The organism is Cobetia marina (assembly GCF_001720485.1).
Classification (GTDB): domain Bacteria; phylum Pseudomonadota; class Gammaproteobacteria; order Pseudomonadales; family Halomonadaceae; genus Cobetia; species Cobetia marina.
The window spans coordinates 759,347-786,177 of the sequence record NZ_CP017114.1 but is presented as its reverse complement, the minus strand read 5'-3'; the positions used below and the strand labels follow the sequence as shown (position 1 = coordinate 786,177).

At 63.9% G+C, this 26,831-nt stretch carries 19 protein-coding genes and 1 pseudogene; 7 read left to right on the top strand and 13 right to left on the bottom strand.

The window, feature by feature from the left end; translation table 11 throughout:
- Positions 1-18: 18 nt before the first annotated feature.
- A complete protein-coding gene (locus tag BFX80_RS03375) occupies positions 19-357 on the bottom strand; it encodes a glutaredoxin family protein (protein ID WP_084207945.1) in 339 nt (112 codons plus the stop codon).
- A gap of 3 nt (positions 358-360) precedes the next feature.
- A complete protein-coding gene (rlmKL, locus tag BFX80_RS03370; protein WP_084207944.1) occupies positions 361-2,577 on the bottom strand; it encodes a bifunctional 23S rRNA (guanine(2069)-N(7))-methyltransferase RlmK/23S rRNA (guanine(2445)-N(2))-methyltransferase RlmL in 2,217 nt (738 codons plus the stop codon).
- A gap of 529 nt (positions 2,578-3,106) precedes the next feature.
- On the opposite strand from rlmKL, the gene rmf reads away from it, so the two are divergent.
- The gene (gene rmf, locus BFX80_RS03365) at positions 3,107-3,316 is read left to right on the top strand and encodes a ribosome modulation factor (RefSeq protein WP_043334308.1); all 210 of its coding nucleotides are present in this window, start codon (positions 3,107-3,109) and stop codon (positions 3,314-3,316) included.
- 781 nt (positions 3,317-4,097) lie between these two features.
- On the opposite strand, the gene BFX80_RS03360 is transcribed toward rmf, so the two are convergent.
- From BFX80_RS03360 to doeA, 8 genes and pseudogenes are all read right to left on the bottom strand, one after another.
- Positions 4,098-5,141 carry a quinone-dependent dihydroorotate dehydrogenase gene (locus tag BFX80_RS03360; RefSeq protein WP_084207943.1) on the bottom strand — a complete coding sequence of 348 codons (1,044 nt, stop codon included), beginning with the start codon at positions 5,139-5,141 and terminating at the stop codon, positions 4,098-4,100.
- Positions 5,142-5,383: 242 nt separating this feature from the next.
- The gene (locus BFX80_RS03355) at positions 5,384-6,532 is read right to left on the bottom strand and encodes a hypothetical protein (protein ID WP_084207942.1); all 1,149 of its coding nucleotides are present in this window, start codon (positions 6,530-6,532) and stop codon (positions 5,384-5,386) included.
- Between the two features lie 260 nt (positions 6,533-6,792).
- Positions 6,793-11,631: an NAD-glutamate dehydrogenase gene (locus tag BFX80_RS03350; RefSeq protein WP_084207941.1), complete on the bottom strand. Its 4,839-nt coding sequence runs from the start codon at positions 11,629-11,631 to the stop codon at positions 6,793-6,795.
- Positions 11,632-12,016: 385 nt separating this feature from the next.
- The gene (gene trmA, locus BFX80_RS03345; RefSeq protein WP_084207940.1) at positions 12,017-13,147 is read right to left on the bottom strand and encodes a tRNA (uridine(54)-C5)-methyltransferase TrmA; all 1,131 of its coding nucleotides are present in this window, start codon (positions 13,145-13,147) and stop codon (positions 12,017-12,019) included.
- A 173-nt stretch (positions 13,148-13,320) separates the two neighbouring features.
- Positions 13,321-14,175 (bottom strand): glutamate racemase, encoded by an 855-nt coding sequence (gene murI / locus BFX80_RS03340; protein WP_240499657.1) that lies wholly within the window; start codon positions 14,173-14,175, stop codon positions 13,321-13,323.
- 125 nt (positions 14,176-14,300) lie between these two features.
- Positions 14,301-14,801, bottom strand: a complete 501-nt coding sequence (locus tag BFX80_RS03335) for an Lrp/AsnC family transcriptional regulator (RefSeq protein WP_240499656.1) — start codon at positions 14,799-14,801, stop codon at positions 14,301-14,303.
- Positions 14,798-15,882 (bottom strand): annotated as a pseudogene (gene doeB / locus BFX80_RS03330) (N(2)-acetyl-L-2,4-diaminobutanoate deacetylase DoeB). The gene BFX80_RS03335 and the pseudogene doeB overlap by 4 nt, the downstream one beginning before the upstream one ends.
- A gap of 76 nt (positions 15,883-15,958) precedes the next feature.
- Positions 15,959-17,185: an ectoine hydrolase DoeA gene (doeA, locus tag BFX80_RS03325; protein WP_077378504.1), complete on the bottom strand. Its 1,227-nt coding sequence runs from the start codon at positions 17,183-17,185 to the stop codon at positions 15,959-15,961.
- Between the two features lie 341 nt (positions 17,186-17,526).
- Here doeA and BFX80_RS03320 point away from each other — a divergent pair, with 341 nt between their 5' ends.
- Entirely contained in the window at positions 17,527-18,477 is a 951-nt protein-coding gene (locus tag BFX80_RS03320; protein WP_338079142.1) for a 2-hydroxyacid dehydrogenase, read from the top strand.
- Between the two features lie 10 nt (positions 18,478-18,487).
- Here the strand turns inward: BFX80_RS03320 and BFX80_RS03315 are convergent, their stop codons facing one another.
- Positions 18,488-18,955, bottom strand: a complete 468-nt coding sequence (locus tag BFX80_RS03315) for an Lrp/AsnC family transcriptional regulator (RefSeq protein ID WP_077378421.1) — start codon at positions 18,953-18,955, stop codon at positions 18,488-18,490.
- A gap of 119 nt (positions 18,956-19,074) precedes the next feature.
- On the opposite strand from BFX80_RS03315, the gene BFX80_RS03310 reads away from it, so the two are divergent.
- Positions 19,075-20,304 (top strand): PLP-dependent cysteine synthase family protein, encoded by a 1,230-nt coding sequence (locus tag BFX80_RS03310; RefSeq protein WP_084207937.1) that lies wholly within the window; start codon positions 19,075-19,077, stop codon positions 20,302-20,304.
- Positions 20,305-20,425: 121 nt separating this feature from the next.
- Here BFX80_RS03310 and BFX80_RS03305 read toward each other — a convergent pair whose 3' ends face one another.
- The gene (locus BFX80_RS03305; protein ID WP_077378415.1) at positions 20,426-20,986 is read right to left on the bottom strand and encodes a DJ-1/PfpI family protein; all 561 of its coding nucleotides are present in this window, start codon (positions 20,984-20,986) and stop codon (positions 20,426-20,428) included.
- Positions 20,987-21,338: 352 nt separating this feature from the next.
- On the opposite strand from BFX80_RS03305, the gene BFX80_RS03300 reads away from it, so the two are divergent.
- From BFX80_RS03300 to BFX80_RS03290, 3 genes are all read left to right on the top strand, one after another.
- Positions 21,339-22,136: a hypothetical protein gene (locus BFX80_RS03300; protein ID WP_157109427.1), complete on the top strand. Its 798-nt coding sequence runs from the start codon at positions 21,339-21,341 to the stop codon at positions 22,134-22,136.
- Between the two features lie 225 nt (positions 22,137-22,361).
- Complete coding sequence (locus BFX80_RS03295) at positions 22,362-23,288, top strand: lysine exporter LysO family protein (RefSeq protein WP_077378410.1); 927 nt, start codon at positions 22,362-22,364, stop codon at positions 23,286-23,288.
- A gap of 73 nt (positions 23,289-23,361) precedes the next feature.
- Positions 23,362-24,399: a LacI family DNA-binding transcriptional regulator gene (locus tag BFX80_RS03290; RefSeq protein WP_084207935.1), complete on the top strand. Its 1,038-nt coding sequence runs from the start codon at positions 23,362-23,364 to the stop codon at positions 24,397-24,399.
- Between the two features lie 69 nt (positions 24,400-24,468).
- Here BFX80_RS03290 and BFX80_RS03285 read toward each other — a convergent pair whose 3' ends face one another.
- Positions 24,469-25,020 (bottom strand): gluconokinase, encoded by a 552-nt coding sequence (locus tag BFX80_RS03285; protein ID WP_084207934.1) that lies wholly within the window; start codon positions 25,018-25,020, stop codon positions 24,469-24,471.
- 332 nt (positions 25,021-25,352) lie between these two features.
- Between BFX80_RS03285 and BFX80_RS03280 the strand changes: the two genes are divergently transcribed.
- Positions 25,353-26,711 (top strand): GntT/GntP/DsdX family permease, encoded by a 1,359-nt coding sequence (locus BFX80_RS03280; RefSeq protein ID WP_077378405.1) that lies wholly within the window; start codon positions 25,353-25,355, stop codon positions 26,709-26,711.
- Positions 26,712-26,831: the final 120 nt, after the last annotated feature.

Sequence of the window (26,831 nt, the reverse complement as noted above, 5' to 3'; positions counted from 1 at the left end):
GCCCGGACATGATGCGAATCAGCGCAGAAAGCGACGCCCATGGCGCATGACATGCCCCTGCGGCTCGACGCCTGAGTCACGCCTGGCAGGGGGCGTCCGATCGACGCCCTGCTCGACGCCCTGCGCGCGCAACCAGCCCGGCAAGGCCTCTTCGCCATCTACCAGCGAGTACTCTGCACCCGATGCGCTTGCCAGCACGGGAATGCGTGTCGCGTAACGCTCGCTCAGTTGCGCGTCGAAGGCGATCTCGACCCGCGTGAGCGTGACATCGGCCCCCAGCGCCTGCAGCGTGGCTTCCAGCCGAGCACACAGATGACAGCCCGCCGTGGTGTAGAGCCACAGTGGGACGCTGGCCATCGCTCAGCCCTTCACGTCGCTGGCGCGACGGATGCGGAAGACGTGGTGGATATCCGGACGGCGCTTGAAGTCCGGGTCCAGCAGCTTGCGCGACAGGTCTTCCACCACATGATGCTGGCTGACGCTGTCATCCATCACGAAGCGACGATGGTTGTTGGAGAAGATCAGCGTGCCGCCCGGAGCCAGGCTGGCCATCGCCAGGTCGATCAGGCGCGCGTGATCACGCTGGATATCCAGGGTGCCTTCCATCTTCTTGGAATTGGAGAAGGTCGGCGGATCCAGGAAGATCAGGTCGAACTCCTCGCGGGAACGCTCCAGCCACTTCAGGCAGTCGGCACGCACCAGCTGGTGACGCTTCTCGCTGATGCCATTGAGCTTGAAGTTCTCGCGCCCCCAGTCCAGGTAGGTATTGGACATGTCGACGCTGACACTCTCGCTGGCACCGCCCAAAACCGCGTGCACGGTGGCCGTCGCAGTATAGCAGAACAGGTTGAGCACCCGCTTGCCGTCCGCTTCCTTGCCCAGCAGCTTGCGCACCGGACGGTGATCCAGGAACAGGCCGGTATCCAGGTAGTCCTTGAGGTTCACCCACAGTCTGGCGTCGCCTTCCTGCACCTCGATACGCTGACCGGAGCTATCCTGACGGGTGTACTGCGCCTTGCCCGCCTGACGCGTGCGCTGCTTGATATGGATATCGTTGGGCGAGCAGCCCAGTACCTGCGGAATCGCCGCCAGGGCATCCATCAGACGACGCTGCGCCTGACTGGCATCCACGGACTTGGGCGGCGTGTATTCCTGCACGTGCACATGACGCCCGTAGATATCGATGGCCAGCGCGTATTCCGGCATGTCGGCATCATAGAGGCGATAACAGGTGGTGCCGCTCTGCTTGAGCCAGCGGGACAGCGACTTCTGGTTCTTCTTCAGGCGATTGGCGAACATCTGGCCGCCCTCGCTGAGTGCCGGCTGACTGCGGGCATCTTCCGCCACGCTGTCCTCGTCGACCGCTCGCTCACGCGCTGCCACGTCGATCATCAGCAGCTTGCAATCCAGCTGACCGTTGCGGAAGGCGTACTGACGATGCGCACGCAGGCCCAGACGGTGACCGAGGTCCGGGTTGCCGGTGAACATGCCCAGCGTCCAGCCGCCGAAGTGACGCTTCATGCGCTCACCGAGGCTTGCATAGAGCGGCACCAATGCCGGCAGCTCACCCAGACGCTCGCCGTAGGGCGGGTTGGTCATCACAAGGCCGGTGGCGGCACCCTCTGGACAGGTCAGCTCGGCGACGGAGGCCCCTTCCAGCTCGATCAGCGCCGGAATGCCGGCACGCATGGCATTGGAGCGCGCGGCAGAGATCGCCTGCGGGCTATGATCACGCCCGAACAGACGCGCGGTGACCTTGCGGCGCCCGGCGATGGCACGCTGCTCCATCTCCTCGCGCAGGCCTTTCCAGATACGCTCGTCATGACGCCCCCAGTGGCGGCAGGCGAAGTCTTCATTCAGCGACTGCGGGGCGATATCCGCCGCCATCAAGGCCGCCTCGATCAGCAGCGTGCCGGAACCGCACATCGGGTCGACCAGGCTCTCACCCCGCGCCGCACGTGCCGGCCAATCGGCACGCATCAGCAGTGCCGCGGCCAGATTCTCCTTGAGTGGCGCATGGGCGAGGTCGGGGCGGTAGCCACGCTGATGCAGGCTGCGACCCACCAGGTCGATGCCCAGGGTGATGAAGCCATTGTGCAGATGCGCATAGATGCGCAGATCGGCATTCTTGCCATCGACGGTCGGCTTGTGGCGACCTTCCTCGAACATCGCCTCGACGATGCCATCCTTGACGGTCTGAGCGCCGAAGAAGGTGTGTCGAATATCTTTCCATGTTCCGTGAAAATCGACGGCGATGGAGGCACGATCCGGCAATTCCATTGCCCAGTCGACGCCGGCGCTCGCCTTGCGCAGCTGCTCGCCGGTGTCGACGCCGCCCACGCGGGTCAGCAGGCGAATGATGCGATTGGCCAGGCGTGACCACAGAATGGTGCGGTAAGCCGTCTCCTGACTTCCATTGAAGTGGACGCCGGCCACGGTGGTGCCGGTCACCTCGGCACCCAGCGACGTCAGCTCGTCAGCCAGCAAGGTCTCGAGGCCACGCGGACAGGTCGCAAACCAGGTGGAGAGCGGGTTGCTGGGGGCGCGCGGCGAAGTCGCAGAAGTCGTGTCAGTCATGAATCTCTCACCGGCAAAGGCCGGACTTATTCCTGTGAGTTGGCTTCTGGCACTAGCGATATTCCTATACGGCTGTCGACAAGCCAGAGGCAGTGTTCTAAAAACTATAGGTGTAGCTACAATTCGGAAAGGTGACACGCCAAGCGAAAAGGAGGTTCACGGAGCGAAACCCTCATTCAGGCAGCATGCCCGACTGCATCTCGGTGACCATTGCCACCGATGAAACAGGATTCTGATGACACAACCTTCAGAGCAGAGATCCGGGCCTGCAGTGACCTATCCACCATCACGCTCGAGCATGTACTGGCAAGACCCTCCATCATCTCACATCCACGGCCTTTCCCGACACGGCTGGTCAGTGGCCACTGAGGTGATGAAGCACGAGGCCGGCAGTGACCTTCGGGTCATCGGCCTACTCTCTCACTCGGCAAGCCATGCTGTATCGAGTCGCTGCCACCGGACGATGTCTCCTCGAGAGACACCACGACAGTGACTCCAATGCCGATGGGTTCTCACATAGAGGTCATCCATGAAGAGACAGAAACGTGATCGCTTTCAGCGTGCCTATGTTCACGGCTACAAGGCCGGCGTTACCGGTCGTTCCCGTGATGATTGTCCCAGTATCGATGTCAATCTACGTGAATTCTGGATGAGTGGCTGGCGCGAAGGACGTGGCGACCAATGGTCTGGCATGACCGGCGTGTCCGGCATCCACAAGAACCCCATGGTGCTGTCCTGAGCCCCAGCGGGCTCCGGCAATGGACAAACCAGGATACTCCCACCGGGATGTTGATTCCCGTCCCGATGACTTTCAGGATGCATGACGTCAAGGAGTGACACCTGAAGATGGCGCCTGGCGCCTTTCACCCCGCCCACGCAGCCTGATGCGCTGCGCAAGCGGATTCTCCGGCATCAGTCTACCGGATCGCCTGATCAATGGCGCCGGAAGGCACGTACAGAGAGGACTCGAGGTGTTCACGGTGACTCAGTCGATGCTGATGTCACCCGGAAAATCCCAAGGACGTCGCTTAGCGACATGACAAGCCACCAGGGAGGTAACGCCTTATTTCTATCTTGAAGACGCACGGCACTGTCAGGCGCGTGAAGCAGTAGGCAATGGGGCCGACTCGCTTCTCCGCTTGAAAGGCCGAGATGTTGGCGCTCGTGTCGATTCCCTCGCGACATGGCTCCAGAGAATGCGCGGCAGGCGACGGCCTGCATGAACGACGGTTCAGCGCGGAGCACGACACGGGCAAACGTTCACCTTGACTGCATCAGCAGGCTTCTTGCAGGCCTGCTATCACCATCCACGGACCCGATGAGCTCGATGGGCCAATACCCGACCGCCGTTCCTGACGGCAAAAGCGCTTCGCATCGTGCACGCTGGCTGGACATGGCAGCCAACACGGCAATGTCAGTTCACGAGACACATCGCTGACACTGCCACATCATCATTCACGCCGGTACCGAGGCCGCCTTCTGATGTCAGGAGGCGGCTCTTTCGTTGTCTGGCTGTCTGATCACAGCTTGATGAGCGTATCCGCCTTCTCCAATGCACGCGCGCACTCTCCGATCAGCGCCGGGCCGCGATAGATCAGCCCGGAATACAGCTGAACCAGATCCGCCCCCGCGGCAATCTTCTCACGTGCACTCTCGCCATCGGTGATACCGCCCACACCGATGATCGGCATGTTCGGCAGCGCTTCACGCAGGCCACGAATCACACGGGTGGAGGATTCACGCACCGGTGCGCCGGAAAGTCCGCCCGCCTCCTGCGCATGCGGACTACCCGCTACCGCCGTACGCTCGATGGTGGTGTTGGTGGCGATGACGCCATCGATGCCGTTGTCCGCCAACGCCCGCGCCACGAACAGAATCTCTTCACTGTCCATATCAGGGGCGATCTTGATCACCAGCGGGACCTTCTTGCCACGCTCGGCATCGAGTTGATCACAGCGCTCGCGCAGCCCCGCCAGCAACTGATTGAGGTGGTCCCCGAACTGCAGATTGCGCAATCCCGGCGTGTTGGGCGACGAGATGTTGGCGGTGATGTAGTCGGCGTGAGCATGCACGGCCGCGAGGCAGACCAGATAGTCGTTCAGCGCATCATCCACCGCCGTGGTCAGGTTCTTGCCGATGTTGATCCCCAACACGACACCGGAGGCACCACGCGCCTGACTGGCCTTGACCTTCGCGACCAGATGCTCAACCCCGGCATTGTTGAAGCCCATGCGGTTGATGATCGCCTGGTGCTCCGGCAGGCGGAACAGGCGCGGCTTCGGATTGCCAGCCTGCCCTTTCGGCGTCACCGTGCCGACCTCCACGAAACCGAATCCCAGGGCGGCGAGCGCATCGAGGTGATCGGCATTCTTGTCGAGACCGGCAGCCAGCCCGACACGGTTGGGGAATTCTAGGCCCATCAGCGTCACCGGGTCACGTGGTGCCTCACCGCCCAATCCACGCGCCATGCCAAGCCGATGGGCCATGTCCAGGGCGTTGAGCGTCACACCATGAGCCGTTTCCGGATCGAGCTTGAACAGAAGCGAGCGAGCAAACGAGTACATGGTGATCTCCAGGCAGCAGCGACAGGGGGCATGACGACAGCGGAACTGGGCGCGAAGTATACCCGAAGCCCGTCGCGACAGACACTCCGCCGGACGCGATTGCCTCAGGCAAGAATGACGAGGGAGAACGAAGAGAAGTGACGAAGATGAGGCACAGAGGAAGGCGGCAAGGAAGCGACACACGAAGGAAGGCGGCCCCGAGGGCCGCCTTCCTTGTCACTGTCAGGGTCTGATCGCTGGACTTATTTGACGTCCAGCTGACGCACCCGCACGGTGTAGTTGTTGACCCCTTCCATGGCAGTGCCGAACTTCTGACCGCTGACCCACACGGTGTAGCGCCCCGGTTCCAGCACGGTCTCGAGGTGGAAGTCGCCCTCGAAACCTTCGCCCTTGTCGCTGGCAACGGTATTGCCGTTCTCATCCAGCAAACGCATCTGCAGCTTGTAGGTACCTTCACTGCCCGGGAAGGTCTCGCTGTCGATGGTCACGGTGCCGCGATCTGAGACATCGAAGGTCATGACCTCGCCCTTCTCGCGAATGCGCACATCGGTGACGATCTCATCGAAACGACGGTCCGGCTCCGCTTCACTCTCGGTGACAGCAGCGCTGCCGGTCGCCGCCGCCGTAGTGGCAGACGCCGTAGTGGCAGACGCCGTAGTGGCAGCTTCGGCCGTGCCAGTCGCCGTGCTGGCGACGGCTTCACCGGCAGTAGCGCTACCTTCCGCGGCAGCGTTGCCGGTCTCGGCGGCCTTCTGCTCGCGCGCCGCCTGCTCAGCCGCGGCCACGGTGGCCGGCTTGATGGTCGCCACTTCATCGTCTGCATCGACGAAGGCAGTGCGGCGGCCATCACCATCGGTGTCCAGGAACACCAGACCGTCACCGGTCTCGATGCCGCTTTCCTCGGCGGAGAGCTTCTCACCGCTCTCGCTGAGGCCCGCCACGTTCACTTCATAGGTATTGCCACCCGACTTGCCGGCACCCAGCTTGTCGGCGCGTACGCGCAGCTTGTAGACCCCGGGCTCCAGCTCGACATTCATGTTCAGGCCATCCGATGCCCTGTCACCCGTGCCCGTGGCGATGATCGCACCCTGCTCGTCTTCCAGGCTGGCATCCAGGGTGTAGGGATCACTCACATCGAAGTTGGCGTTGCCGTCGATCTCATAACGTCCGGCTTCCTTGATGGTGAACTGATGGACACTGGTACCACCGAACTGGAAGTTCTGGCTGTGGGCATCGCTGCGCGGCTTGAGAAACTTGGAGATATCCAGCTTGCCCGCAGCGGCTTCGGCACGCTGCTGTGCAGGGCTGCCATCTGCCAGCACGGCCTGGGATGCGAGACTGGAGAGGCCGAGCGCAATGGCGCAGGCAAGGGGTAACGCACGTTGTGACATGGTGTCTCTGCCTTGTTGTACTGAAGTTCTTGATAACGTAAGCCGACCGCTGCCATCGCGGCAACCATGCGGCTCAGGAAACAGGGGTTGCACTCGCTGCCCTCAGCATACCAGACCCTCGACGACAGTTACCTTACCCCAGCCTTGGCAATCGCGATTTTCTTGATTGCACAAAAAAACCCCCGCCATTGGCGGGGGTTTCGTTCAGCGATGACGCTTACAGATGTGCGTATCGCGGGTCAGCAGAGTTCCTGCCCGGCTCACGCCTCGCGACGGGACTCGGCCAGATCGACCAGTTCACGCAGTGCGACGGCGAACAGCGGGAAGCTCAACTGGGCACCACTCTTCATCTCGCCGAGCAGTGAGCACCAGCGGCTGACCAGTCCTTCATGGCTTGCCATCCAGTTGTCGACACGCTCATCGATCTCGCGCGGGGCATTGTCCTGCTTGAGCACGCTGACGGTCAGGGCCAGCTGCTGACGATCCAGGTCATCACGGAAGCTCTCGCGCGCTTGGGCCTGCCAGCTGTCCTGCACCTCGAGGCCGTTGATCTTGTCGCCGACCCACGGCAGCTCGAGACGATGGCCGATGCCGTAGAAGGCTTCCGCCACACGGTTGATCTTCTCGCCGGTCACCTTGGCGGCCTCGATGATGCCGAGACCGGCATACAGGCTTGAGGTCGCCGCGATGGTGCTGGCCAGCGCTTCCGGAACGCCTGCCTCGACGTAGTGGTCGCGACGAGCCTCCCAGTGCTCGCGGGCTTCGCCCTTGAGGCGCTCGCCGATGCTCTCGGACAGCTGAGCCAGACGCGGCGCGAAGTGCGAGATGCTCTCCTTGACGCCCATGCTGCTGCGCTGGCGCAGGAACCAGCGGGTGGCGCGACGCATCAGGCGCATCAGATCGCTCATCATGCGGTACTGCATGTCGGCCGGCACCTGGTGATCCAGCGCCTCGATCTGGGTCCACAGCGCTTCCAGGTTGAAGCTGTCACGCGCCACGATGTAGGCACGCGCAATCTCGGCCTTGCCGGCACCGGTGGTGTCTTCCAGGCGACGCACGAAGGCGATGCCCATGTGATCCACCAGGTCATTGGCGATCTGGGTGGCGGCGATCTCACGCTTCAGACGGTGCTGATACATTTCCTCCGGGAAGCGCTCCATCAGCACGCGCGGGAAGGCACGCTCCAGATGCTGCTGCACGTAGCTGTCATCCGGCACGTCAGAGGCGATCAGACTGGTCTTGAGATCGCTCTTGGCGTAGGACACCAGCACGGACAGTTCCGGCAGGGTCAGGGCTTCACCGGCATTGGAACGCTCGATCAGCGCCTCATCGGAGGGCAGGAACTCGAGCTCGCGATCCAGGGTACCGGCCGCTTCGAGTTCATTGATGAAGCGACGGAAGACGCCCATGCCTTCCTTGGACTGCAGCTCGGAGAGCGACAGTGCCTGGGTCTGGCGATAGTTGTCCTTGATCACCAGCTCGCCGACCTCGTCGGTCATCTCGGCCAGCTGCTGGTTGCGCTGCTTGTCGGTCAGGTCACCGCGGGCGACGATGTCGTCCAGCAGGATCTTGATGTTGACCTCGTGATCCGAGCAGTTCACGCCACCGGCGTTGTCGATGAAATCGGTGTTGACGCGCACGCCACGCTTGGCTGCGGCTTCCATGCGGCCACGCTGGGTCAGCCCCAGGTTGCCGCCCTCTCCGACCACCTTGCAGCGCAGCTCGTTGCCATTGATGCGCAGACCGTCGTTGGCCTTGTCACCGACATCGGCGTGAGTCTCGGTGGAGGCCTTGACGTAGGTGCCGATACCGCCGTTCCAGATCAGATCGACCTGCGCCTTGAGCATCGCGTTGATCAGCTCGTTGGGCGCCAGGCGGTCTTCGCGGATGTCGAAGACTTCCTTCATCTGCGGCGTGATGGTGATGGTCTTGGCATCACGCGAGAACAGACCGCCACCTTCGCTGATCAGACTCTTGTCGTAGTCGTCCCAGCTGGAACGCGGCAGACGGAACAGACGCTCGCGCTCGGCGAAGCTCTTCGCGGTGTCCGGGTTCGGGTCGACGAAGATGTTGCGGTGGTTGAAGGCACCGACCAGACGGATCTTCTCGGACAGCAGCATGCCGTTGCCGAAGACGTCACCGGCCATGTCACCGATACCGACCACGCTGAACTCGTCTTCCTGGATGTTGATGCCCATCTCGCGGAAGTGACGCTGCACACTGACCCAGGCGCCCTTGGCGGTGATGCCCATGCCCTTGTGGTCATAGCCGTTGGCGCCACCAGAGGCGAAGGCATCGCCCAGCCAGAAGCCGTACTCGTTGGAGATGGCATTGGCGATGTCGGAGAAGGTCGCGGTGCCCTTGTCCGCCGCGACCACCATGTAGGGGTCGTCTTCGTCATAGCGCACGACGGCGTTCGGCGGTACCACGTCACCACCGGACAGGTTGTCGGTGATGTCGAGCAGTGCGCGGATGAAGATCTGGTAGCAGGCGATACCTTCCTTCTGGATCACGTCACGGTCGTTGCTTTCCGGCATGCGCTTGCAGACGAAGCCGCCCTTGGCACCCACCGGCACGATGACCGCGTTCTTGACCTGCTGCGCCTTGACCAGCCCCAGCACTTCGGTGCGGAAGTCCTCGTGACGGTCGGACCAGCGCAGACCACCGCGCGCGACCTTGCCACCGCGCAGGTGCACGCCCTCGACGCGCGGCGAGTAGACGAAGATCTCGAACATCGGACGCGGCTTGGGCACGTCCGGAATCTGACGGGTATCGAGCTTGAAGCTGATGTAGTCCTTGGCCTGACCATCTTCCGCCGGCTGGAAGAAGTTGGTGCGCAGGGTGGCCATCATCAGATCCACGTAGCGACGCAGCAGACGGTCGTCGTTGAGGCTGGAGACCTGATCGAGCAGACCATTGATGCGCTCGCGGCAGGCGCTGACGTCATCCTCATCGCCCTGACCCTGCGGGTCGAAGCGCAGGTTGAACAGCTGCACCAGCTCGCGGGTGATATCCGGATGGCTGCCCAGGGCATTGGCGATGTAGGCCTGGGAGAGGCCGAAGCGGATCTGCTTCAGGTAACGCGCGTAGGCACGCAGCATCGCCACTTCACGCCAATCAAGGCCGGAGCCGATGATCAGGCGGTTGAAGGCGTCGGATTCGGCTTCACCGGACCAGATCTTCTTGAAGGCTTCGATGAAGCTCTCGCGCACTTCGGACAGCTCGACTGCGCCCTTGCCGTGGTGCTCCAGATCGAAATCGTGGATCCAGCAGGTGGCATCGCTGCGCTCGATCTCGTAAGGACGCTCGCCGATGACGCGCAGCCCCAGGTTCTCGAGAACCGGCAGCACGTCGGACAGCGGAATCGGCTGATGCTTGTGGAACAGCTTCAGGTTGACACCCGAGTTGTCATCCTCGACCAGACGATAGGTGCTCAAGGCCACGACATCGCCTTCATCCAGCGCACGCAGATGGCCCACGTCGTAGACGGCGGTGCGCGGCGAGAAGTCATCACGGTAGCTGCCCGGGAAGGCATCGCGATAACGGCTCATCAGTTCATTGGCCTGCTCTTCACCGAAGCCTTCCACCATCGCGGCGTGCAGCTCGTCACGCCAGCTGCGTGCCAGCTGGGCGATCTTGTTCTCCAGCGCGCGCATGTCGTACTGACCAGGCTCGTCGCCCTTGAAGCGCAGGATGAACTGGATGCGTGTCAGCACGGACTCGGACAGATACGGCGTGAAATCACCGAAGGTGGCATCCAGCTCTTCGCAGAGCAGATTCTGGATGCGCACGCGCAGGTCGGTGGAGTAGACATCGCGCGGCACGAACACCAGCACGGAGAAGAACTTGCCGAAGCGGTCTTCACGCACGATCAGACGCACGCGACGACGCTCACGGATATTGAGGATGCTGGTGGCGGTGCGGGTCAGCTCATCCGTGGAGATCTGGAAGAGGTCATCACGCGGATAGACTTCCAGAATCTGCAGCAGGTGCTTGCCGTTGTGGCCCTTCGGGTTGACCCCGGCGGCCTCCATGACGTCCTGCACCTTGCGACGCAGAATCGGCACGTTGCGCGGACTCTGGTTGTAGACCGTTGAGGTGTAGAGCCCCAGGAAACGACGCTCGCCGATCACGCGGCCTTCGGCATCGAAGCGCTCGACAGTGATGTAGTCCGGATAGGCCGGACGGTGCACGCGGGCGTGGAAGGCGCTCTTGGCGAAGGACAGCAGCTCCGGGATCAGCACGTACTGATCGCTGTTGACGCTCTGCTGATGGCGGGACTGCTCGTGATAGCGCTCGAGGTCCAGCTTCAGGACGCCAAGCTCGGAACCCTCGACCTTGCTCAGCACGCGAGTGCCGTCTTCCTGCTCTTCGACGGTGTATTCGTCATAGCCGAGGAAGGTGAAGTGATCGTTGCCCATCCACTCCATGAACTCGCAGGCTTCCTGGTGATCCGCCTCGGACACGGTGGCAGGACGGTTGTCACGCAGCTCTCTGAGCGCCTGAGCCCCCTGGGAGCGCATGGCCTCGAAATCCGCCACGGCGACCCGCACTTCAGCCAGCACTTCACTCAGGCTGTTTTCCAGATCTTCGAGCATCTCGCCATCGTTGTGACGATCGATCTCGATGTAGATCAGTGACTCGCGCGTCTCGGGAGCGTTCTCGGCGCGCGGCGCGGTCACGCGCTCCAGCTGACCGGAGGCATCGCGCGCCACGGCCAGCACGGCATTGTGGATGGCATGCACGGTGATGCCGCGACGATTGAGCTCGATGCGCACCGAGTCCACCAGGAAGGGCATGTCCGGGTGCAGCACTTCGATGATGGTATGGGTGGACTGCCAACCATGCTTCTCGAAGTCAGGGTTGTAGGCGCGCACCTTGGGGGCAGCGTGACTCTGCAGGAAGTGCCATATGGCCAGAGTGGAGCCGTAGAGGTCATCCAGCTTGCGCTCGGCCATGTCCTCGAAGGAAGCCGTCGCATGATAATCGCGCGCAAAGGCCGCGATTTCCTGCACCTTGTCCTTGGGAAGTCGCTTGTCCAGCTGCTCTTGGAGCTGCGCAAGGAATTCCTGCTTGCCGTCCGTCGCCACGTGTAGCATCAATCACCTCGACTGACCTGATGGAAGTATCAGGAAGAATAGTCATAGAGAGCCCACGCTCGCACCCGTGACAGGATGCCAAGGCGCAGGCTCATGCAGTGCATCACAGACTAGCGCAGTCTGTGCCTCGGCCCCATGCCTGTTCCATATTGGTCATGCTGCATGACATCTGTGCATCGGGTATTGACTTGCGCCTCGCGTCATGAAACGAAAGTCTAACAAGACGTTCATCGAGACAGACACGACGAGGCCCCGCCACCACTATCACTCCCGATGGCTCATGGAGCCGGATCTGGAGTCTAGTTGGCAACGGGGCCTCGGCTTTTCAAGCGTCGAGGCGGAAAACGCTCCGCCGTCTCTCACTTGCTGACACGCCTGCTTTCACTCACTTCCTGACGAGATAGACCCCACACTCCAGGTGATCGGTATAGGGGAACTGGTCGAACAGCGCGAAACGCTCGATGCGATGCGTGCGGCACAGCACCTCGAGATTCTCGCTCAGCGTCTGCGGGTTGCAGGAGATATAGACGATCCGTTCGTAGCGCGCGGTCTGCTCGCAGCTGTCGGCATCGAGACCGGCGCGCGGCGGGTCCACCAGCACGGTGCGGAAGTCATGATTCTCGAGGTCCATCTCCGCCACGCGACGCCCCTCCTTCTCACCGGCCAGTGCCAGCGAGAAGTCCTCGGCGGACATGCGCGCCACCTGGGCATTGTCGATGCCATTGGCCGCCAGATTGACCTGCGCCGAGGCCACCGACGTCCGCGAGATCTCGGTGGCCAGCACGCGACGGAAGTTCTCGGCCAGCGCGATGGTGAAATTGCCGTTGCCACAATAGAGCTCGACCAGATCGCCCTGCTCCCGGCCTTCCGCTCGCGCCTTGTCCGGATGGGTCACGTCGCGCGCCCAGCTGAGCATGGAGCGGCAGATCTCGGCGTTGGGCTGGGTGAAGCTGTTCTCGACCTGCTGATAGACATATTCACGTCCATCGACCTCGAGACGCTCGAAGACGTGATCGCGCGTCAGCACGAGGTGCTGCTTGCGTGAACGCCCGATGATCATGATGTCGAGTTCCTGCTCCAGCGCGCGCGCCTCGGCTTCCCAGTCCTCTTCCAGCTTGCGGTGATAGATCAGCGTGACCAGTGCCTCGCCACTCAGGGTGGTGAGGAATTCACACTGGAACAGACGCTCACGCAGCACCGGACTGGCCTTGAGTCGCTCACGCAGCAGCGGCATCAGCGTATTGATGCGCTGGCTGGCCACCGGGAAGTCGTCCATCCGCACGACCGTCTTCTTCTTGTTGCCCTCGTCGTCGAATTCCACCTCGAACATCGCATAGTAGAGGTCGTCATCCTCATGCCAGATACGAAATTCGCAGCGCATGCGGTAATGACTGGGCGGCGAGGGAAACACCTCGAGCTCCGGCGCATCGAAGGCGGCGAAACGGGCGCGGGTCTGCTCGGCCTTCTCGGCAAGCTGCTGTTCATACTGACTGGGATCGACGATGGCGATGGCCACACTGACTCCTGCCTGCGGGCATACCGCAGCACTGAAACGATGAGCAAAGGGACGCGGATGGGGTCATGGCAAGCCATGCCGATCACGTCCATTCAAAGGTTGGGCGCGCTAGCCTACCACCGGCAGCGCGAAGCTCAAGCACGGGTTGGTGACTCATGCAGCGACTGGGGCCGTCAGGGGCCGAGCGCGAGTCCTCGAGGGGCGGCAAACCCCTGGCTTTCAAGTGCAGTGGCAAGGCCGGGCTGACAGGCGTCCGTCGCCAGGGCGATGCCTGCGCCAGACACCTCGTCTTGCGCCAGCGTGGCCTGCGCCGTGCGGGCCGGCAACTCCAGCACCTGGGCCACGCGCCGTGCGATCGCCGCGCCGGAATCCACCAGCGCCAGCGGTGGTTCACCCGGCGCATTCCTGCCCAAGGCGCTGGCGATGTCCGCACTGAGCAGCGGGAAGTGGGTACAGCCGAGAATCACCACCTCCAGCCCCGGTACCGCCGCGAGATCCGCCAGACTCGCCGCGACCACCTCGGGGCGAGCAGCCTCGCCACGCAGACGGCGCTCGGCCTCGGCGACCAGCGGGTCCGCCGCGACGCGAATCACCTGGCAGTCCGCCGCGAAATCATGGATCAACTGCTCGGTATAGGCACGCCTCACCGTGGCGGAGGTGGCCAGCAAGCCGAACACTGGCGGCTCGCCCTGTGCGCGGCGCACCGCGCTCTGACGGCTGCGCGCCAGCAGCGCGGCAGGCTTGATCGCCGGTACGGTACCGATCACCGGAATCGACAACGTCTCGCGCAATGCCTGCAGCGCCAGCGTGCTGGCGGTATTGCACGCCACCACCAGGGCACGCGCTCCACTTGCCTCGACCGCCGCCGCACACACCTGCGCGATGCGCGTCACCAGCCAGTCATCGGCCTTGGTGCCGTAGGGGAGCGCGGCGTTGTCACACACATAGGCCAGCGGCAACGTCGGCCATTGGCGGCGAATCTCCGCCGCCACCGAGAGTCCTCCGACCCCCGAATCAAAGATCAGCACCGGCGCGTCAGGCGCGTCAGATAGGACATGGGACTGGCTGACAACGGAGCCTGAAGGGGCGGTGGAAGGCGCCATGGTGATGATATCTCGCGCTGCGAAAGAGGAAGGTCGGCTGCAATGGCGCGCTATTTTACCTGCTTGGTGACGATGTAGGTGAAGTAACGATCGATCCCCAGCTCTGAGACCAGCCAGCGGTCGATCAATCGCTGGTAGGCATCGATGCTCGCCGTCTCGAGACGCAGCAGATAATCCACGCCGCCGCCGACCGCCACGCACTCGATCACCTCGTCCGCCTCGCGCATGGCGCGCTCGAAGCGCTGGAAGCTCTCGGCATCGTGATGCTTGAGGTGTATCTCCACCCATACCGGCGTGCGCGGGGCTGCCACCACGGCGCCGCCGCGCTGCGCCTCGAGCAGCGCCTGATTGATGCGCGCCGAATAGCCCTCGATGATACCGGCCTGCTCAAGGCGCTTGACCCGCTCCCAGCACGGGCTGACCGACAGATTGATCTCCTCGGCCAGCCGCGACTTGGTAATGCGACCATCGCGCTCGAGGATCGCCAGAATCTTCAGATCGAAGGCATCAAGCCTGGGCGCGGGCATCGCGCGCGCAGCGCCTGAACTCATGAGGCATCTCGCGCCAGATCGTCCACCACCTCGGCGATCACCGCCAGCGTATCGCCGAGACTGACCTGCGCCGGGAAACGCCGGGCCACCAGCACGCCGTCGCGCTCGGCACGATATTCCACCGCCGGCTGACCGGCCCGCCCCAGCGGGTAGACCCGAGCCACGCACTGCCCCGCGCTGACCTGCTCACCCAGCGCCACGCACAGTTCCAGCAGGCCTTCATGCTCACTCTGCACGTAGCAGCTGGCATCCGGCATGTCGATCAGCAGCGGCCTGGCCGCCTGGTCGGCATGGCGTCGCTCGACATCGCCTTCCAGGTCGGCACGACTGCGTTCGCGCAGCACGCCACTGAAGGCGAGGAAGTTGTCGACGCCACGGTCGGCGATCGCCTGGCGCTCAGGCGTGGTGGAACCGCCGCCCCCCAGCTCCGTGGTGACGAAGACCTTGCCCTGGCGCTCCACGGCAGTGTCGTAGAGCGCCTCGGCATCCAGCTCGAACATCATCATCGCCGAAGGCGCACCGAAGGCCAGCGCGCCGGCCAGACTCTCGGCTTCCTGATGACGGCACTGCTCCACGCCCAGCGACGCCTCGAGATAGTCCAGGCGGTGCGCGGCCGCGAACGGCAGGATATCCAGGGTGCGGCCACCGGAATGCAGGTCCAGCGCGTAGTCACACTGCGGTACCAGCACCCGGGTGAAATAGTCGGCGATCTGCTCGGTAGGTCCCCCTCGGGATCGCCGGGGAAGCTGCGATTGAGATTGCCGCCATCAAGTGGCGAGCAGCGCCGGCCGGCCTTGGCCGCCAGCGCATTCATGGTCGGCACGATGATGACACGCCCCTGCACGTCCTCGGGCGTGAGGCGGGCCGCCAGCTTGTAGAGCGCGGTGATGCCCTCGTACTCGTCACCGTGATTGCCGCCGGTGAGCAGCACCGTGGGGCCTTCACCGTTGGCGATCACGCTGATCGGGGTCATCACGGCACCCCAGGCAGACTCATCGGTGGAAATCGGCAACTTGAAGAAGCCGTGCTGAAGGCCATCGGCGTTCAGGTCAATGGTCAGGCTGACGGGAGATTCACGCATGACAGGCCTCCTTGGCCGGACGAACTCACAACAACAAAGGCGTATGGCATCGCATCACTGACGAACGGCCAGCCCGTCACTTGACGAACAGCTGGCGGGGCACGTCACACAATGGCTCGGCACCATTCTCGGTGATCAGGATCGACTCGGTGATCTCGAGCCCCCAGTCATCCATCCACATGCCGGGCATGAAGTGGAAGGTCATGCCCGGTTCCAGCACCGTCTCGTCACTGGGGCGCAGACTCATGGTGCGCTCGCCCCAATCCGGCGGATAGCTGATGCCGATGGGATAGCCGCAACGTGCGCCCCCCCGGTCGAAGCCGTACTTGTCCATCGCCGCGCCCAGCGCCAGCGCGATGTCGCAGCAGCGATTGCCCGGTCTGGCGATGGCCAGGCCGCTTTCGATGCCTTCCAGCAGGGCGGACTCACCACGCACGAAATCGCGCGGCGGCCGACCGAGAAACACGGTGCGCGAGAGCGGCGCGTGATAGCGCTTGTAGCAGCCGGCGATCTCGAAGAAGGTGCCCTCGCCCTCGCGAAACGGCGTGTCATCCCAGGTCAGGTGAGGGGCAGCGGCATCACTGCCGGTCGGCAGCAATGGCACGATGGCCGGATAGTCGCCGCCGAGAATCTCGCCATTCGGCCCGACCACACCCTCGACCCCGACACGATAGATCTCGGCGACCAGTGCACTCTTGGGCAGGCCCGGCTCGATCATCTCGAGGATGCGCGAGTGCATGCGCTCGACGATGCGCCCCGCCACGCGCATGTAGGCGATCTCCTGCTCGGACTTGATCGCCCGACACCAGTTGACCAGCGAGTTGGCGTCCACCAGTCGCGCGTGGGGCAACTCCTTGACCAGCGCCAGATGGGCACGCGCCGAGTAGTAGTAGTTGTCGAGCTCGACCCCCACCACGCCGTCGTGCCAGCCGCGCTGCGGCAGGATAGACTGGGCGAGAAACTCCATCGGATGCATGTCCGGATTCTGCACGTAGTAATCCGGATACCACAGGATGTTGTCCTCGCCCATCCAGCAGGTACGCAGCGCGCCGTTGCCGTCCTGACGGCGTCCGTACCAGACTGGCTCACCGCTCAGACCCAGCAGTACACATTGGTGCACATAGAAGGACCAGCCGTCATAACCGGTCAACCAGGCCATGTTGGAGGGGTCGGAAATCACCATCACATCGATGCCGGCACGCGCCATCGCTTCCCGGACACGCTGGATACGGGCGTGATATTCCCCGATGGTGAAGGCCTGGCGTCCGGCCGACAGTGGCCGCGGTACCCAGTTGTCGGGCATCGCCTGCGCTTCGCCATTCGGCAAGTTGTAGAGCCCCGCGAATGGAGGCTGGGCAATAGGCGGATGCGACGGGAATTGGCTCATGCAGCGCTCCTGTTCAATCAGGCCTTGAGGCAAGCAGCACGTCGGGGCGGAGCCTTACGCGCGCCTCTGGTGCCCAGAGCCGTCAACGTATATGCGAACATCCGAATTCCCCTCTTGATTCGAGTCTGTCACTCTGCCGACAGCGGGTCAAAGGCGACTCTGGCACTGTCGCCCTTCCCTTCGGCCCTTGCAAGGGCCGCGCCATCATCACGACATCACCGGGAAATACTCCAGGGCCTTTCAGGAGACTCTTTCAGATGAGCCACATGCGAATTCTGGTACATCACGAGCGGGCAGAACGCTGGTGCGAGGCACTGCGTGAGCGTCTGGACAGCAGCGACATCGAGATCCTTGCCGATGACGGCGAGACACTGGGCGACATCCTGGTGGTGTGGGCCCCCCCGGCGGCACTGTTCGAGCGGCATCGCGACGTGAAGGCGATTCTCAATCTGGGTGCCGGCGTGGACAGCCTGCTGGCCAATCCCGCCCTGCCTCGAGAGGTGCCGGTGCTCAAGCTGCGCGATGCCGGCATGGCCAGCCACATGCTCGATTACGTGCGCTACGGCCTGCTGCACTTCCGACGTGACTTCGATCGCTACGCTGTCCAGCAGTCAGAGCGTCACTGGGCGCCACATCGCGTGGTGCGCGCCAGGCATTATCCGGTCGCGGTGCTCGGCCTGGGTGCCATCGGCCGGCAGATCGCCGAGGCGCTGGCGGCAGACGGCTACCCCGTGCATGGCTTCAGCCGCAGCGCCCACACCCTGGAGGGCGTGACCTGCCACCATGAACAGGGGGAAGGCGGTCGCTCGCTCAAGGCAGTGCTGGGAGATGAAACGCTTGGCCTCAAGGCGGTGATCAACCTGCTGCCCAACACCACCGCCACTCGCGACGTGCTGAATGCAGAGGTCTTCGCGGCCCTGCCCGATGACGCCGTGCTGATCAATCCCGGCCGCGGCAGCAGCGTGGTCGAGGAGGATCTGCTCGCGGCGCTGGAGAAGGATCAGTTGCGCGGCGCGCTGCTGGATGTCTTCCAGCATGAGCCGCTCGCCGGCGACAGCCCGCTGTGGCAGCACCCGAAGGTGATCATCACCCCGCACGCCGCCGCCCCGACCCCGGTCTCCGAGGCCGCCGACCAGCTGGCGGAGAACATCCGCCGCGTGCAGCGCGGTGAGTCCCTGACGGGCATCAGTCTGGAACACGGCTACTGAGGCGTGCGTTTCACACCGGAAGCGCGGTGGTCGACTTGAGACACTCCATCGCGAAGCGTGCCGAGACATCGGTGAGGTCATCGAGGGTATTGACCAGCTGCTTGTAGACGCGGTCGTAGGCATTCATGTCCGCGACCTGAACCTTGAGCAGGTAGTCATAGTCGCCCGCCATGCGATAGAACTCGGTGACTTCCTCGATCTCCTCGATCACCGCCACGAACCGCTCGAACCAGGCCCGCGAATGATCGCGGGTCTTGAGTTGCACGAAGGCGGTCAGCCCCAGCCCGACCCGCTCGGCATCCAGCAGCGCCACCCGCGCGGTGATCACCCCGCATTCCTCCAGCCGCTTGAGGCGTTTCCAGCAGGGTGAGGTGGTCAGATGCACCGACTCCGCCAGTGCCGCCAATGACAGGCTGGCATCACGCTGCAACAGCCGCAGCAGCGCGCGGTCCGTGGCATCGAGCACAATTTTCTCCATACTCCCTCCTCACGACAAAATCTTGCTACAGAACATGGCCCACGCCATGACAACTGGCAAGTTTTGCCTGACAGCCGGTCGTACCATGAAGGCTCCTCCCCGCGACAGGAACCGCTGCCATGCCGACCACTGCCTTTCCCCCTCGCTCGCCGTGTGCGCCCTCTTCACTCGCCACTCCTACGGAGGGCTTGCTGCACAGGGCGCCTCTGGAAGCATGGCGACAGGAGTGCCTGGCACAGCTGGCCGCCTTGAAGGCAGCCACGCCCGTCACTCCGCTCAGGGAGCTTGCGCTTTGCGGGCTTGGCGAGGCGCGCGTGCTGATCAAGGACGAGCGCGCCCACGCCAGTGGTTCACTCAAGCATCGACTGGCCATGGCGTTGTTCGAGCAGGCCTTGAAGCAAGGCTGTCTCAGTCCCGGACGCCCGGTCATCGACGCCTCGTCAGGCTCCACGGCGGTCTCTGAAGCGTGGCTGGCACGCCGCCTGGGACTGGAATTCATCGCCGTGGTACCCAAGGGCACCGCATGTGACAAGCTGAAGGCGATTCGTGACGAGGGCGGGCGTGTCGTGGAGATCGAGAATGCCGTCCACCTCTGCCAGTCCGCCCAGGCGCTGGCCGAGGACAGCGGCGGCCACTTCCTCAACCAGTTCCAGCATGCCGCCACGGCCAGCGACTGGCAGAGCGAGACAAGCCTGCCGGGCGAGTGTCTGGCACAGATCGCCGAACGCGAGCTGCCGGAGCTTGAGGCGGTCTTTCTCGGCGCTGGCACCGGCGGCAGCGCCGCCACCTTCGCGCGCCATCTGCGTCACAAGGGTCTTCTTCGCCACTCGGGGCCTCTACACCACACGGGGCCTTTTCACCACTCGGGGCCTCTACACCACAGGGGCCATGGCGCTCGCGTGATCGGCGTGGACCCCGAACACTCCGTCTATCATGCCTGCTGGCAGCACCATCACACCCATGGCACCCGCATGACCTCACTACCCGCGCCTCAGGCACCCAACCCCATCGAGGGCATTGGCCGCCCCTGTGTACTGGAGGCGTTCGACCCCGTGCACTTCGATGATTATCGACGCATCGCGGATGCCCGCAGCCAGGCGGCGGCACTATGGCTGGCAGAGCATGCCGGGCTTGCCGTCGGGCCCTCCACCGGCACCGCCTTCGCGGGCCTGCTGGAAACCCTCGAGCTCAAGCACGCCCGCGGCGAGGCGCTGACGGGTAGCTGGCTGCTGCTGGCCTGTGATCATGCCAGCCGCTACGCCAGCACCCTGGGCGACCCCGTCTGGCGGGCGGAACACCAGTCACGCCTCGCCCCGCATCGCGCCTGGATCGAGAGACTCACCGCCTGAAACGACGACACCCCGCCAAGGCGGGGTGTCGTCGTCGAGCATCACGAGGCGCGATGGCAGCTCGTGCCACGGCTCATGTCAGTCGCAATGCATGTCAGCCGCAATGGAGGTCAGTCACGCCTCATGCCAGCAGGGCATTGAACTGACGAAGCCACTCCGGGTGGGCCGGCCAAGCCGGCGCGGTCACCAGCTTGCCGGAGGTCACGGCATCGGTGACTTCCAGTGACACGAATTCGCCACCTGCCAGCTTGACCTCCGGCGCGCAGGCCGGATAGGCGCTGACGCGATGGCCTTCCAGCGACATGGCAGCCGCCAGCAGCTGCGGGCCATGGCAGACGGCGGCGATGGGCTTGTCGGCCTCGACGAAGTGACGCACCAGGTTCAGCACGCGCTCGTCCAGACGCAGGTACTCGGGGGCGCGGCCACCGGGAATCAGCAGCGCATCGTAGTCTTCCGCCTTGAGGTCGGCGAAGCTCGCGTTGAGCGCGAAGTTGTGACCCGGCTTCTCGGTATAGGTCTGATCGCCTTCGAAGTCGTGGATCGCCGTCTTGACGATATCGCCTTCACGCTTGTCCGGGCATACCACATCGACCCGATGACCCATCGCCTGCAGCGCCTGGAACGGCACCATCAGCTCATAGTCTTCCACAAAATCTCCGGCAATGATGACAATGCTGGCCATGATGATCTCCTGATTGAACAAACGGGGGTTGGCATCACTGCATCGCGCTCGCCTGACATCACCTCTGCCTGACATGTCGGGAAGCCTGCAGCTCACGCACAAGGCGTTCCCAGAGTACCTGTCCGGCGCGCATGAGCAAGCGCTGAAATAGCGTCCTGTGCCTGATGCGCCTGTCATCGGGGCCATCGCCAGCAGGTCCTCATGCATCATCCACGACTTGCAGGAGAGGTGCGCCAGCGCGAGGGAACCTTGCATGCGGCCACGCTGCCCAATCATCATGCTCTCGCCCCGAACGACACCACTCCCCAAGGGCGGCCCCATTTGCGGACAGAAAGCTTCGACAGGAGTCACCATGCTTGCCCTTGTACCACGACGAATCCACTGGACACGCCTGCGACGGATACCCTCGCCTCGCCGCCTGAACGGCTGGCTTGGCGCGATGCTGCTGGGATCAGCCCTGTTGAGCACGGCGCAACAGGCGAGCGCTGACGTGAGCAGCGCGGAGTCTCCCGTGCCCTTCACCGCTCAATACATCCTGGTGCTGGACGGCTGGCCGGATGTGCCCATCACGCAGCGCATCAGCCAGAGCGGGGAGCTTTACATCGCCAGCATGGAGGCCTCCATCAAGGTGGCCAGCGGCTACGAGCAGGGACGCTTCCTCCTCAAGGAGGGCCAGCTGCAGCCGGCCGGGTATCGTTCCGGTTATCGTCTGGCGGGTATCGGCAAGGACTACAGCCGCGAGGCACCCGAGCCTGACGAGACGCTCCTCCCCGACCGCCAGACCCTGCTGGTACTGCTGAGCCAGCAGGCCGATGCCCAGTGGGCCGCGGGAAGTTGCCTGACGGGAGCCCCCTGTGCGCTGGAATATCTGGATCACAAGGGACGCACCCGGACACTGATGTATGAGATCCAGGCCCAGGAATCCCGCGTGGCCGCCGGTCAGACCTTCCGCACCCTGCGGCTGGACACCTGGCGCAAGCATCGTGATCAGAAGCACTACCGCCTGTGGCTGGCCCCCCGCTGGCCGGGCCTGATGGTGGCTCTCGACTACCTCGACTACGAGGACAGCCCCGCAGGTGAAGTCCCCGAGCGCTCCGCACATCTGACCCTCGACCGGCTCAGCAGCTCGCGGCGCCAGGCCAGTCCGTGACCCGTCGTGAGGCTCGGTGTCCGGTGCTCTGAGTCCAGAACTCAGTGTCCAGGCCGCGGCATAAGCCGCGCTGACCCCCCATCAGCAGTTATCGCGCAGGATCCACTCCCGGGGATACCCTCTGTCCCCGGCAATCGTTACAGTAACCCTTCCCAGTGATACTCACTGACAATCAATCGCTTACGTCGCTCTGGTCCTGTCGACGGCCAATGACAAGGAAGGGTCATGCTCTCGGGTCTCATCTTCATCCTGCTGCCGCTGATTCTCGGCTATCTGGTGCGTATCGAGCAGCCCGCACGTCTGGCGGTCGTCAATCAGCTGGTGAATGCCTCGATCTACGTCATCCTGTTCCTGATGGGCATGGGGCTTGCCGGGCTGGAGCAACTCGGCGCCGGCATGGCCGCCATGAGCGGGCAGGCGGTGATTCTGTTCGCCATCATCACGCCATTGAATCTGCTGGCACTGTGGGCGCTGTCACGCCGCAGTGCACTGCGTGCGGATGCCTCACGCGTGGTGGAGGGAGCGCCGATGACCCGCTGGGAAGCGCTGTCCGGCTCCCTGACACTGGCGGCGGCGGTCGCGCTGGGCGTCGCGGCGGGCGTCGTGCTGGGACTGATGGAGATCTCGCTCGACACCGACACCCTGGCCGAGTGGGCACTCTATGCCCTGCTGGCGCTGATCGGCTGCCAGCTGAGAAGCTCCGGCATGAGCCTGCGCCAGATCCTGCTCAACCGCCATGGCCTGTTCATCGCGCTGACGGTGATGGCGAGCTCGCTGCTGGGCGGACTGCTGGCGGCACCGCTTCTGGCACTCGACTGGAATCAGGGCATGGCGATGTCGGCCGGTTTCGGCTGGTATTCGCTGTCAGGCATCCTGATCGGTGATCAGCTCGGGCCGATTCTGGGTGGCGCAGCCTTCTTCAATGACCTGAGCCGCGAACTGCTCGCCTTCCTGTTGATCCCGCTGACCATCCAACGCTTCACGCCGCTGGCCATCGGCTTCGGCGGCGCGACCTCGATGGACTTCACTTTGCCGGTCATCCAGCAGACCGGCGGCGTTGCCTGCGTGCCCGTGGCCGTCGTATCCGGCTTTCTGCTCTCGCTGGCCTCGCCGCCGATGATCCTGTTCCTGCTCTCGCTCAGCCACGTCTGACGTCGTGGTCCTTGCCGATGACACCCCGGAACGGTGACACTCGGCCTCTCTCTTTCCAGCGCCTGACATTGCCATGCCGCCTCTGCATCACACTCCACCGCGCCCCAGACGCGTGACGCTCGCCGACATCGCCGCTCGCCTGGGCGTGACCAAGGTCACGGTCTCGCGCGCGCTCAACCAGCCCGAAAAGGTCTCCGCCGCCATGCGCGAGCGGGTACGGGAGTGCGCCCGCGAACTGGGTTACATGCCCAACCGCCAGGCCGGCAGCCTCGCCAGTGGTCGCTCCCGGCTGATCGCGCTGCTGATCCCGTCACTGTCCAATGCCGTGTTCTCGGAACTGCATCGAGGGCTTGAGGCACCGCTGGCCGCCGCCGGCTATCAGCTGCTGATCGGCCATACCGGCTATTCGATGGAAGAAGAGGAGCGCCTGATCGAGACCTGGCTCTCGTTCGGCGTGGACGGTCTGGTGCTGTGCGGCAGCCGCCACAGCGAACGCGTCACCGAGATGATCGCGCGCTCCGGCTGTGCCGTGGTGGAGTGCATGGAAAAGCGTGAGGCGCCACTGGACATGGCGGTGGGGCTGGATCAGCACGCCGCCGGCCGCGCCATGGCGGAGGCGATGATCGAGAGCGGCCGCCGGCACATCGGCTTTCTGGCCGCGCGCATGGACCGCCGCGTCGAGCAGCGTCTGGCGGGCTGGCGCGCCGCCGTCGAGGCCGCCGGCCTGTCACAGGAGTACCTGATGACCACTCCGGCACCCTCAAGCGTCAAGCTGGGCGGCGAATTGCTGGACGAGATGCTGACTCGGTGGCCGAATCTCGACGCCGTCTTCTGCTGCAACGACGACCTGGCCGCCGGTGCACTGTTCGAGTGTCAGCGTCGCGGCCTGGAAGTGCCGGCACGGCTGGCGCTGGCCGGCTTCAATGGTCTGGAGATGACCCGTGGCACCTGGCCTGCGCTTGCCAGCGTGGTCACGCCGCGCCGAAAGATCGGCGAACGCGCCGCCGCCCTGCTGCTGGCGCGCTTGAGCGGCGATCTCGACGCCACGCCCCACGGCCTGTGGGAAGACCTGGGCTTCAGCCTGCAGACTGGCGGTAGCCTGTCCTCGTGAATACGTGGTGGCAGCCTCTAGTTGTGATACGCGGCAGTAACCTGTCGCCGTGAGACGTCTGGCGGCTGACTAGCGCTCCGGCGCGTCGAGGATCTGCTGACAGACACTCTCGACCAGCGCCTGAGGCGTGGCGCTGATGTCGAGGGTGTGGATGCGCCCTTCATCGTCGCCGGGCACCTCGAGCGTCGCCAGCTGGTTGTCGAGCATGTCAGCGCCCTTGAAGAAATGATCGGTCCGCGCCTCAAGGCGTTCCAGCAGCAGCTCGCGCGAGCCTTCGAGGAACACGAAGCCCAGCGCGGGGTCCCCGCCACGCAGTTGATCCCGATAACGTCGCTTCAAGGACGAGCAGGCCAGTACCAGACTGCGCCCGTCGCGACGCGCATCCTCGATCAGCTCGGCCAGACGGGCCAGCCAGCCGTGGCGATCATCGTCATCCAGCGGGATGCCGCGCGCCATCTTGGCCACGTTGGCCTCACCGTGATAATCGTCACCATCGATGAACTGCGCGCCCAGGCACGCCGCCAGCTGCTGCCCGACGTGTGACTTGCCACAGCCCGACACCCCCATGACCACCAGACGCACGCCACCCTGAGCGGCCAGAGCCTCTGACCTGGTCGGCATCGACGCGACCGCTGATGCTCCTTCTGCCTGCTGCTGCATGAAAACCCTCTCCCCCTGAATGAAAACGATGGCCCACCAGCGTACCCGATGTTGCCGATCAATCCCTTCTCCGGCGCCTCGGGACGGCTGTCGCGCACTGAGCGACTGCCCGTTGGCGGACAGTCAGCTGCCAGACGCGACAGACTTTTGTCCCTCATGCACCTTTCGGATCATTGCGTAAGCGTTAATGTTACCGGTAACTTTCATCCTGCACGACCCACGACGCCTCACACAATACGCCTTTGGGCAATGGCCGATGATCACGCCGTTGCCAGCCGCAAGAGTTCGCCATCATGTCCCCAGATAGCACCCTCGTCCTTGCCGCCCTCGGCGGCATTCTGCTGCTGCTTTACCTCGTCATGCGCCTGCGCCTGCATGCCTTCGTTGCCCTGCTGGTGGTGAGTCTGGGGGTCGGACTGGCCACCGGCATGCAGCCCGATGCCATCATCGATTCCGTCACCAACGGCATGGGCAACACCCTGGGCTTCGTGGCCACCGTGGTCGGGCTCGGCGCGATGTTCGGCAAGATGCTGGAAGTGTCCGGCGGCGTCGACCGCATGGCCAATACCCTGCTGGGGCGCTTCGGGACCTCACGTTCCCAGTGGGCGCTGGCGCTGACCGGCTTCCTGGTCGCGATTCCGGTATTCCTGGATGTGGCCTTCATCATCCTGGTGCCGCTGGTCTATGCACTGGCGCGTCGCAGCGGCCGCTCGCTGCTCTATTACGGCATTCCGCTGCTGGCCGGTCTGGCCGTCACCCACTCCTTCATTCCGCCGACCCCGGGGCCGATCGCGGTCGCCAAGCTGATCGGCGCCGACCTCGGCTACGTGATCCTGTTCGGGGCGCTGTGCGGTCTGCCGGCGATGATTGTCGCGGGCCCGATCTTCGGTCGCTTCATCGCCAAGCGTATCGATGCCAAGATCCCGGAGTACATGGAAAATGCCGGCAGCGTGATGAGCGATGAAGAGGTCAATCAGCGCGCCCCGGGCTTCGGGTTGATCCTGTCCATCGTGCTGCTGCCGCTGGCGCTGATCGTGCTCAACACCGTCTCCGGCTTCCTGTTCGGTGACGACAGTCCGCTGGTCGGCTGGCTGGGCTTTCTCGGCCATCCCTTCGTGGCGCTGAGTCTGGCCACGCTGATGGCCTTCACCTTGCTGGGCACGCGTCGCGGCATGACGCGTGAACAGGTGATGGAAGTCGCCACCAAGGCACTCGAGCCGGCCGGCATCATCATTCTGGTCACCGGGGCTGGCGGTGTCTTCAAGCAGATGCTGATCGACTCAGGCGTCGGTGACGTGCTCGGCACCCTGATGGCCGACAGCAATCTGCCACCGATCCTGCTCGCCTTCCTGATCGCCACCGCGGTGCGTGTCATCCAGGGCTCGGCTACCGTGGCGATGATCACCGCCGCCGGCCTGATGGCGCCGGTCATCGATACGCTGGCGCTGTCCGGTCCGGTGCTGGGACTGGTGGTGATCGCCATCGCCAGTGGCGCCACCGTGCTCAGTCACGTCAATGACTCCGGCTTCTGGCTGGTCAGCCGCTACTTCGGCCTGACCGAGAAGGACACCCTGAAAAGCTGGACGGTGATGGAGACGTTGATCGGCGTGATCGGCGTCAGCATGGCGCTGCTGATCGGGCTGTTCCTCTAGACACCCGCGACCCGGAGCGCTGACGAAAAGCTGCCACGGCGTGTGGCAGCTTTTTTTGTGCCTGGCAAATGCCAGAATTCCCTATCGCGCGTCTTGCACGCTATTTCCCACTTTTGCATT

What these genes read in the sequence shown, in the direction of transcription:
- BFX80_RS03375 (WP_084207945.1), bottom strand. Translation starts at nt 357, where the DNA reads ATGGCCAGCGTCCCACTGTGGCTCTACACCACGGCGGGCTGTCATCTG.
- rlmKL (WP_084207944.1), bottom strand. Translation starts at nt 2,577, where the DNA reads ATGACTGACACGACTTCTGCGACTTCGCCGCGCGCCCCCAGCAACCCG.
- rmf (WP_043334308.1), top strand. Translation starts at nt 3,107, where the DNA reads ATGAAGAGACAGAAACGTGATCGCTTTCAGCGTGCCTATGTTCACGGC.
- BFX80_RS03360 (WP_084207943.1), bottom strand. Translation starts at nt 5,141, where the DNA reads ATGTACTCGTTTGCTCGCTCGCTTCTGTTCAAGCTCGATCCGGAAACG.
- BFX80_RS03355 (WP_084207942.1), bottom strand. Translation starts at nt 6,532, where the DNA reads ATGTCACAACGTGCGTTACCCCTTGCCTGCGCCATTGCGCTCGGCCTC.
- BFX80_RS03350 (WP_084207941.1), bottom strand. Translation starts at nt 11,631, where the DNA reads ATGCTACACGTGGCGACGGACGGCAAGCAGGAATTCCTTGCGCAGCTC.
- BFX80_RS03335 (WP_240499656.1), bottom strand. Translation starts at nt 14,801, where the DNA reads ATGAGTTCAGGCGCTGCGCGCGCGATGCCCGCGCCCAGGCTTGATGCC.
- doeA (WP_077378504.1), bottom strand. Translation starts at nt 17,185, where the DNA reads ATGCCCGACAACTGGGTACCGCGGCCACTGTCGGCCGGACGCCAGGCC.
- BFX80_RS03320 (WP_338079142.1), top strand. Translation starts at nt 17,527, where the DNA reads ATGAGCCACATGCGAATTCTGGTACATCACGAGCGGGCAGAACGCTGG.
- BFX80_RS03315 (WP_077378421.1), bottom strand. Translation starts at nt 18,955, where the DNA reads ATGGAGAAAATTGTGCTCGATGCCACGGACCGCGCGCTGCTGCGGCTG.
- BFX80_RS03310 (WP_084207937.1), top strand. Translation starts at nt 19,075, where the DNA reads ATGCCGACCACTGCCTTTCCCCCTCGCTCGCCGTGTGCGCCCTCTTCA.
- BFX80_RS03305 (WP_077378415.1), bottom strand. Translation starts at nt 20,986, where the DNA reads ATGGCCAGCATTGTCATCATTGCCGGAGATTTTGTGGAAGACTATGAG.
- BFX80_RS03300 (WP_157109427.1), top strand. Translation starts at nt 21,339, where the DNA reads ATGCTTGCCCTTGTACCACGACGAATCCACTGGACACGCCTGCGACGG.
- BFX80_RS03295 (WP_077378410.1), top strand. Translation starts at nt 22,362, where the DNA reads ATGCTCTCGGGTCTCATCTTCATCCTGCTGCCGCTGATTCTCGGCTAT.
- BFX80_RS03290 (WP_084207935.1), top strand. Translation starts at nt 23,362, where the DNA reads ATGCCGCCTCTGCATCACACTCCACCGCGCCCCAGACGCGTGACGCTC.
- BFX80_RS03285 (WP_084207934.1), bottom strand. Translation starts at nt 25,020, where the DNA reads ATGCCGACCAGGTCAGAGGCTCTGGCCGCTCAGGGTGGCGTGCGTCTG.
- BFX80_RS03280 (WP_077378405.1), top strand. Translation starts at nt 25,353, where the DNA reads ATGTCCCCAGATAGCACCCTCGTCCTTGCCGCCCTCGGCGGCATTCTG.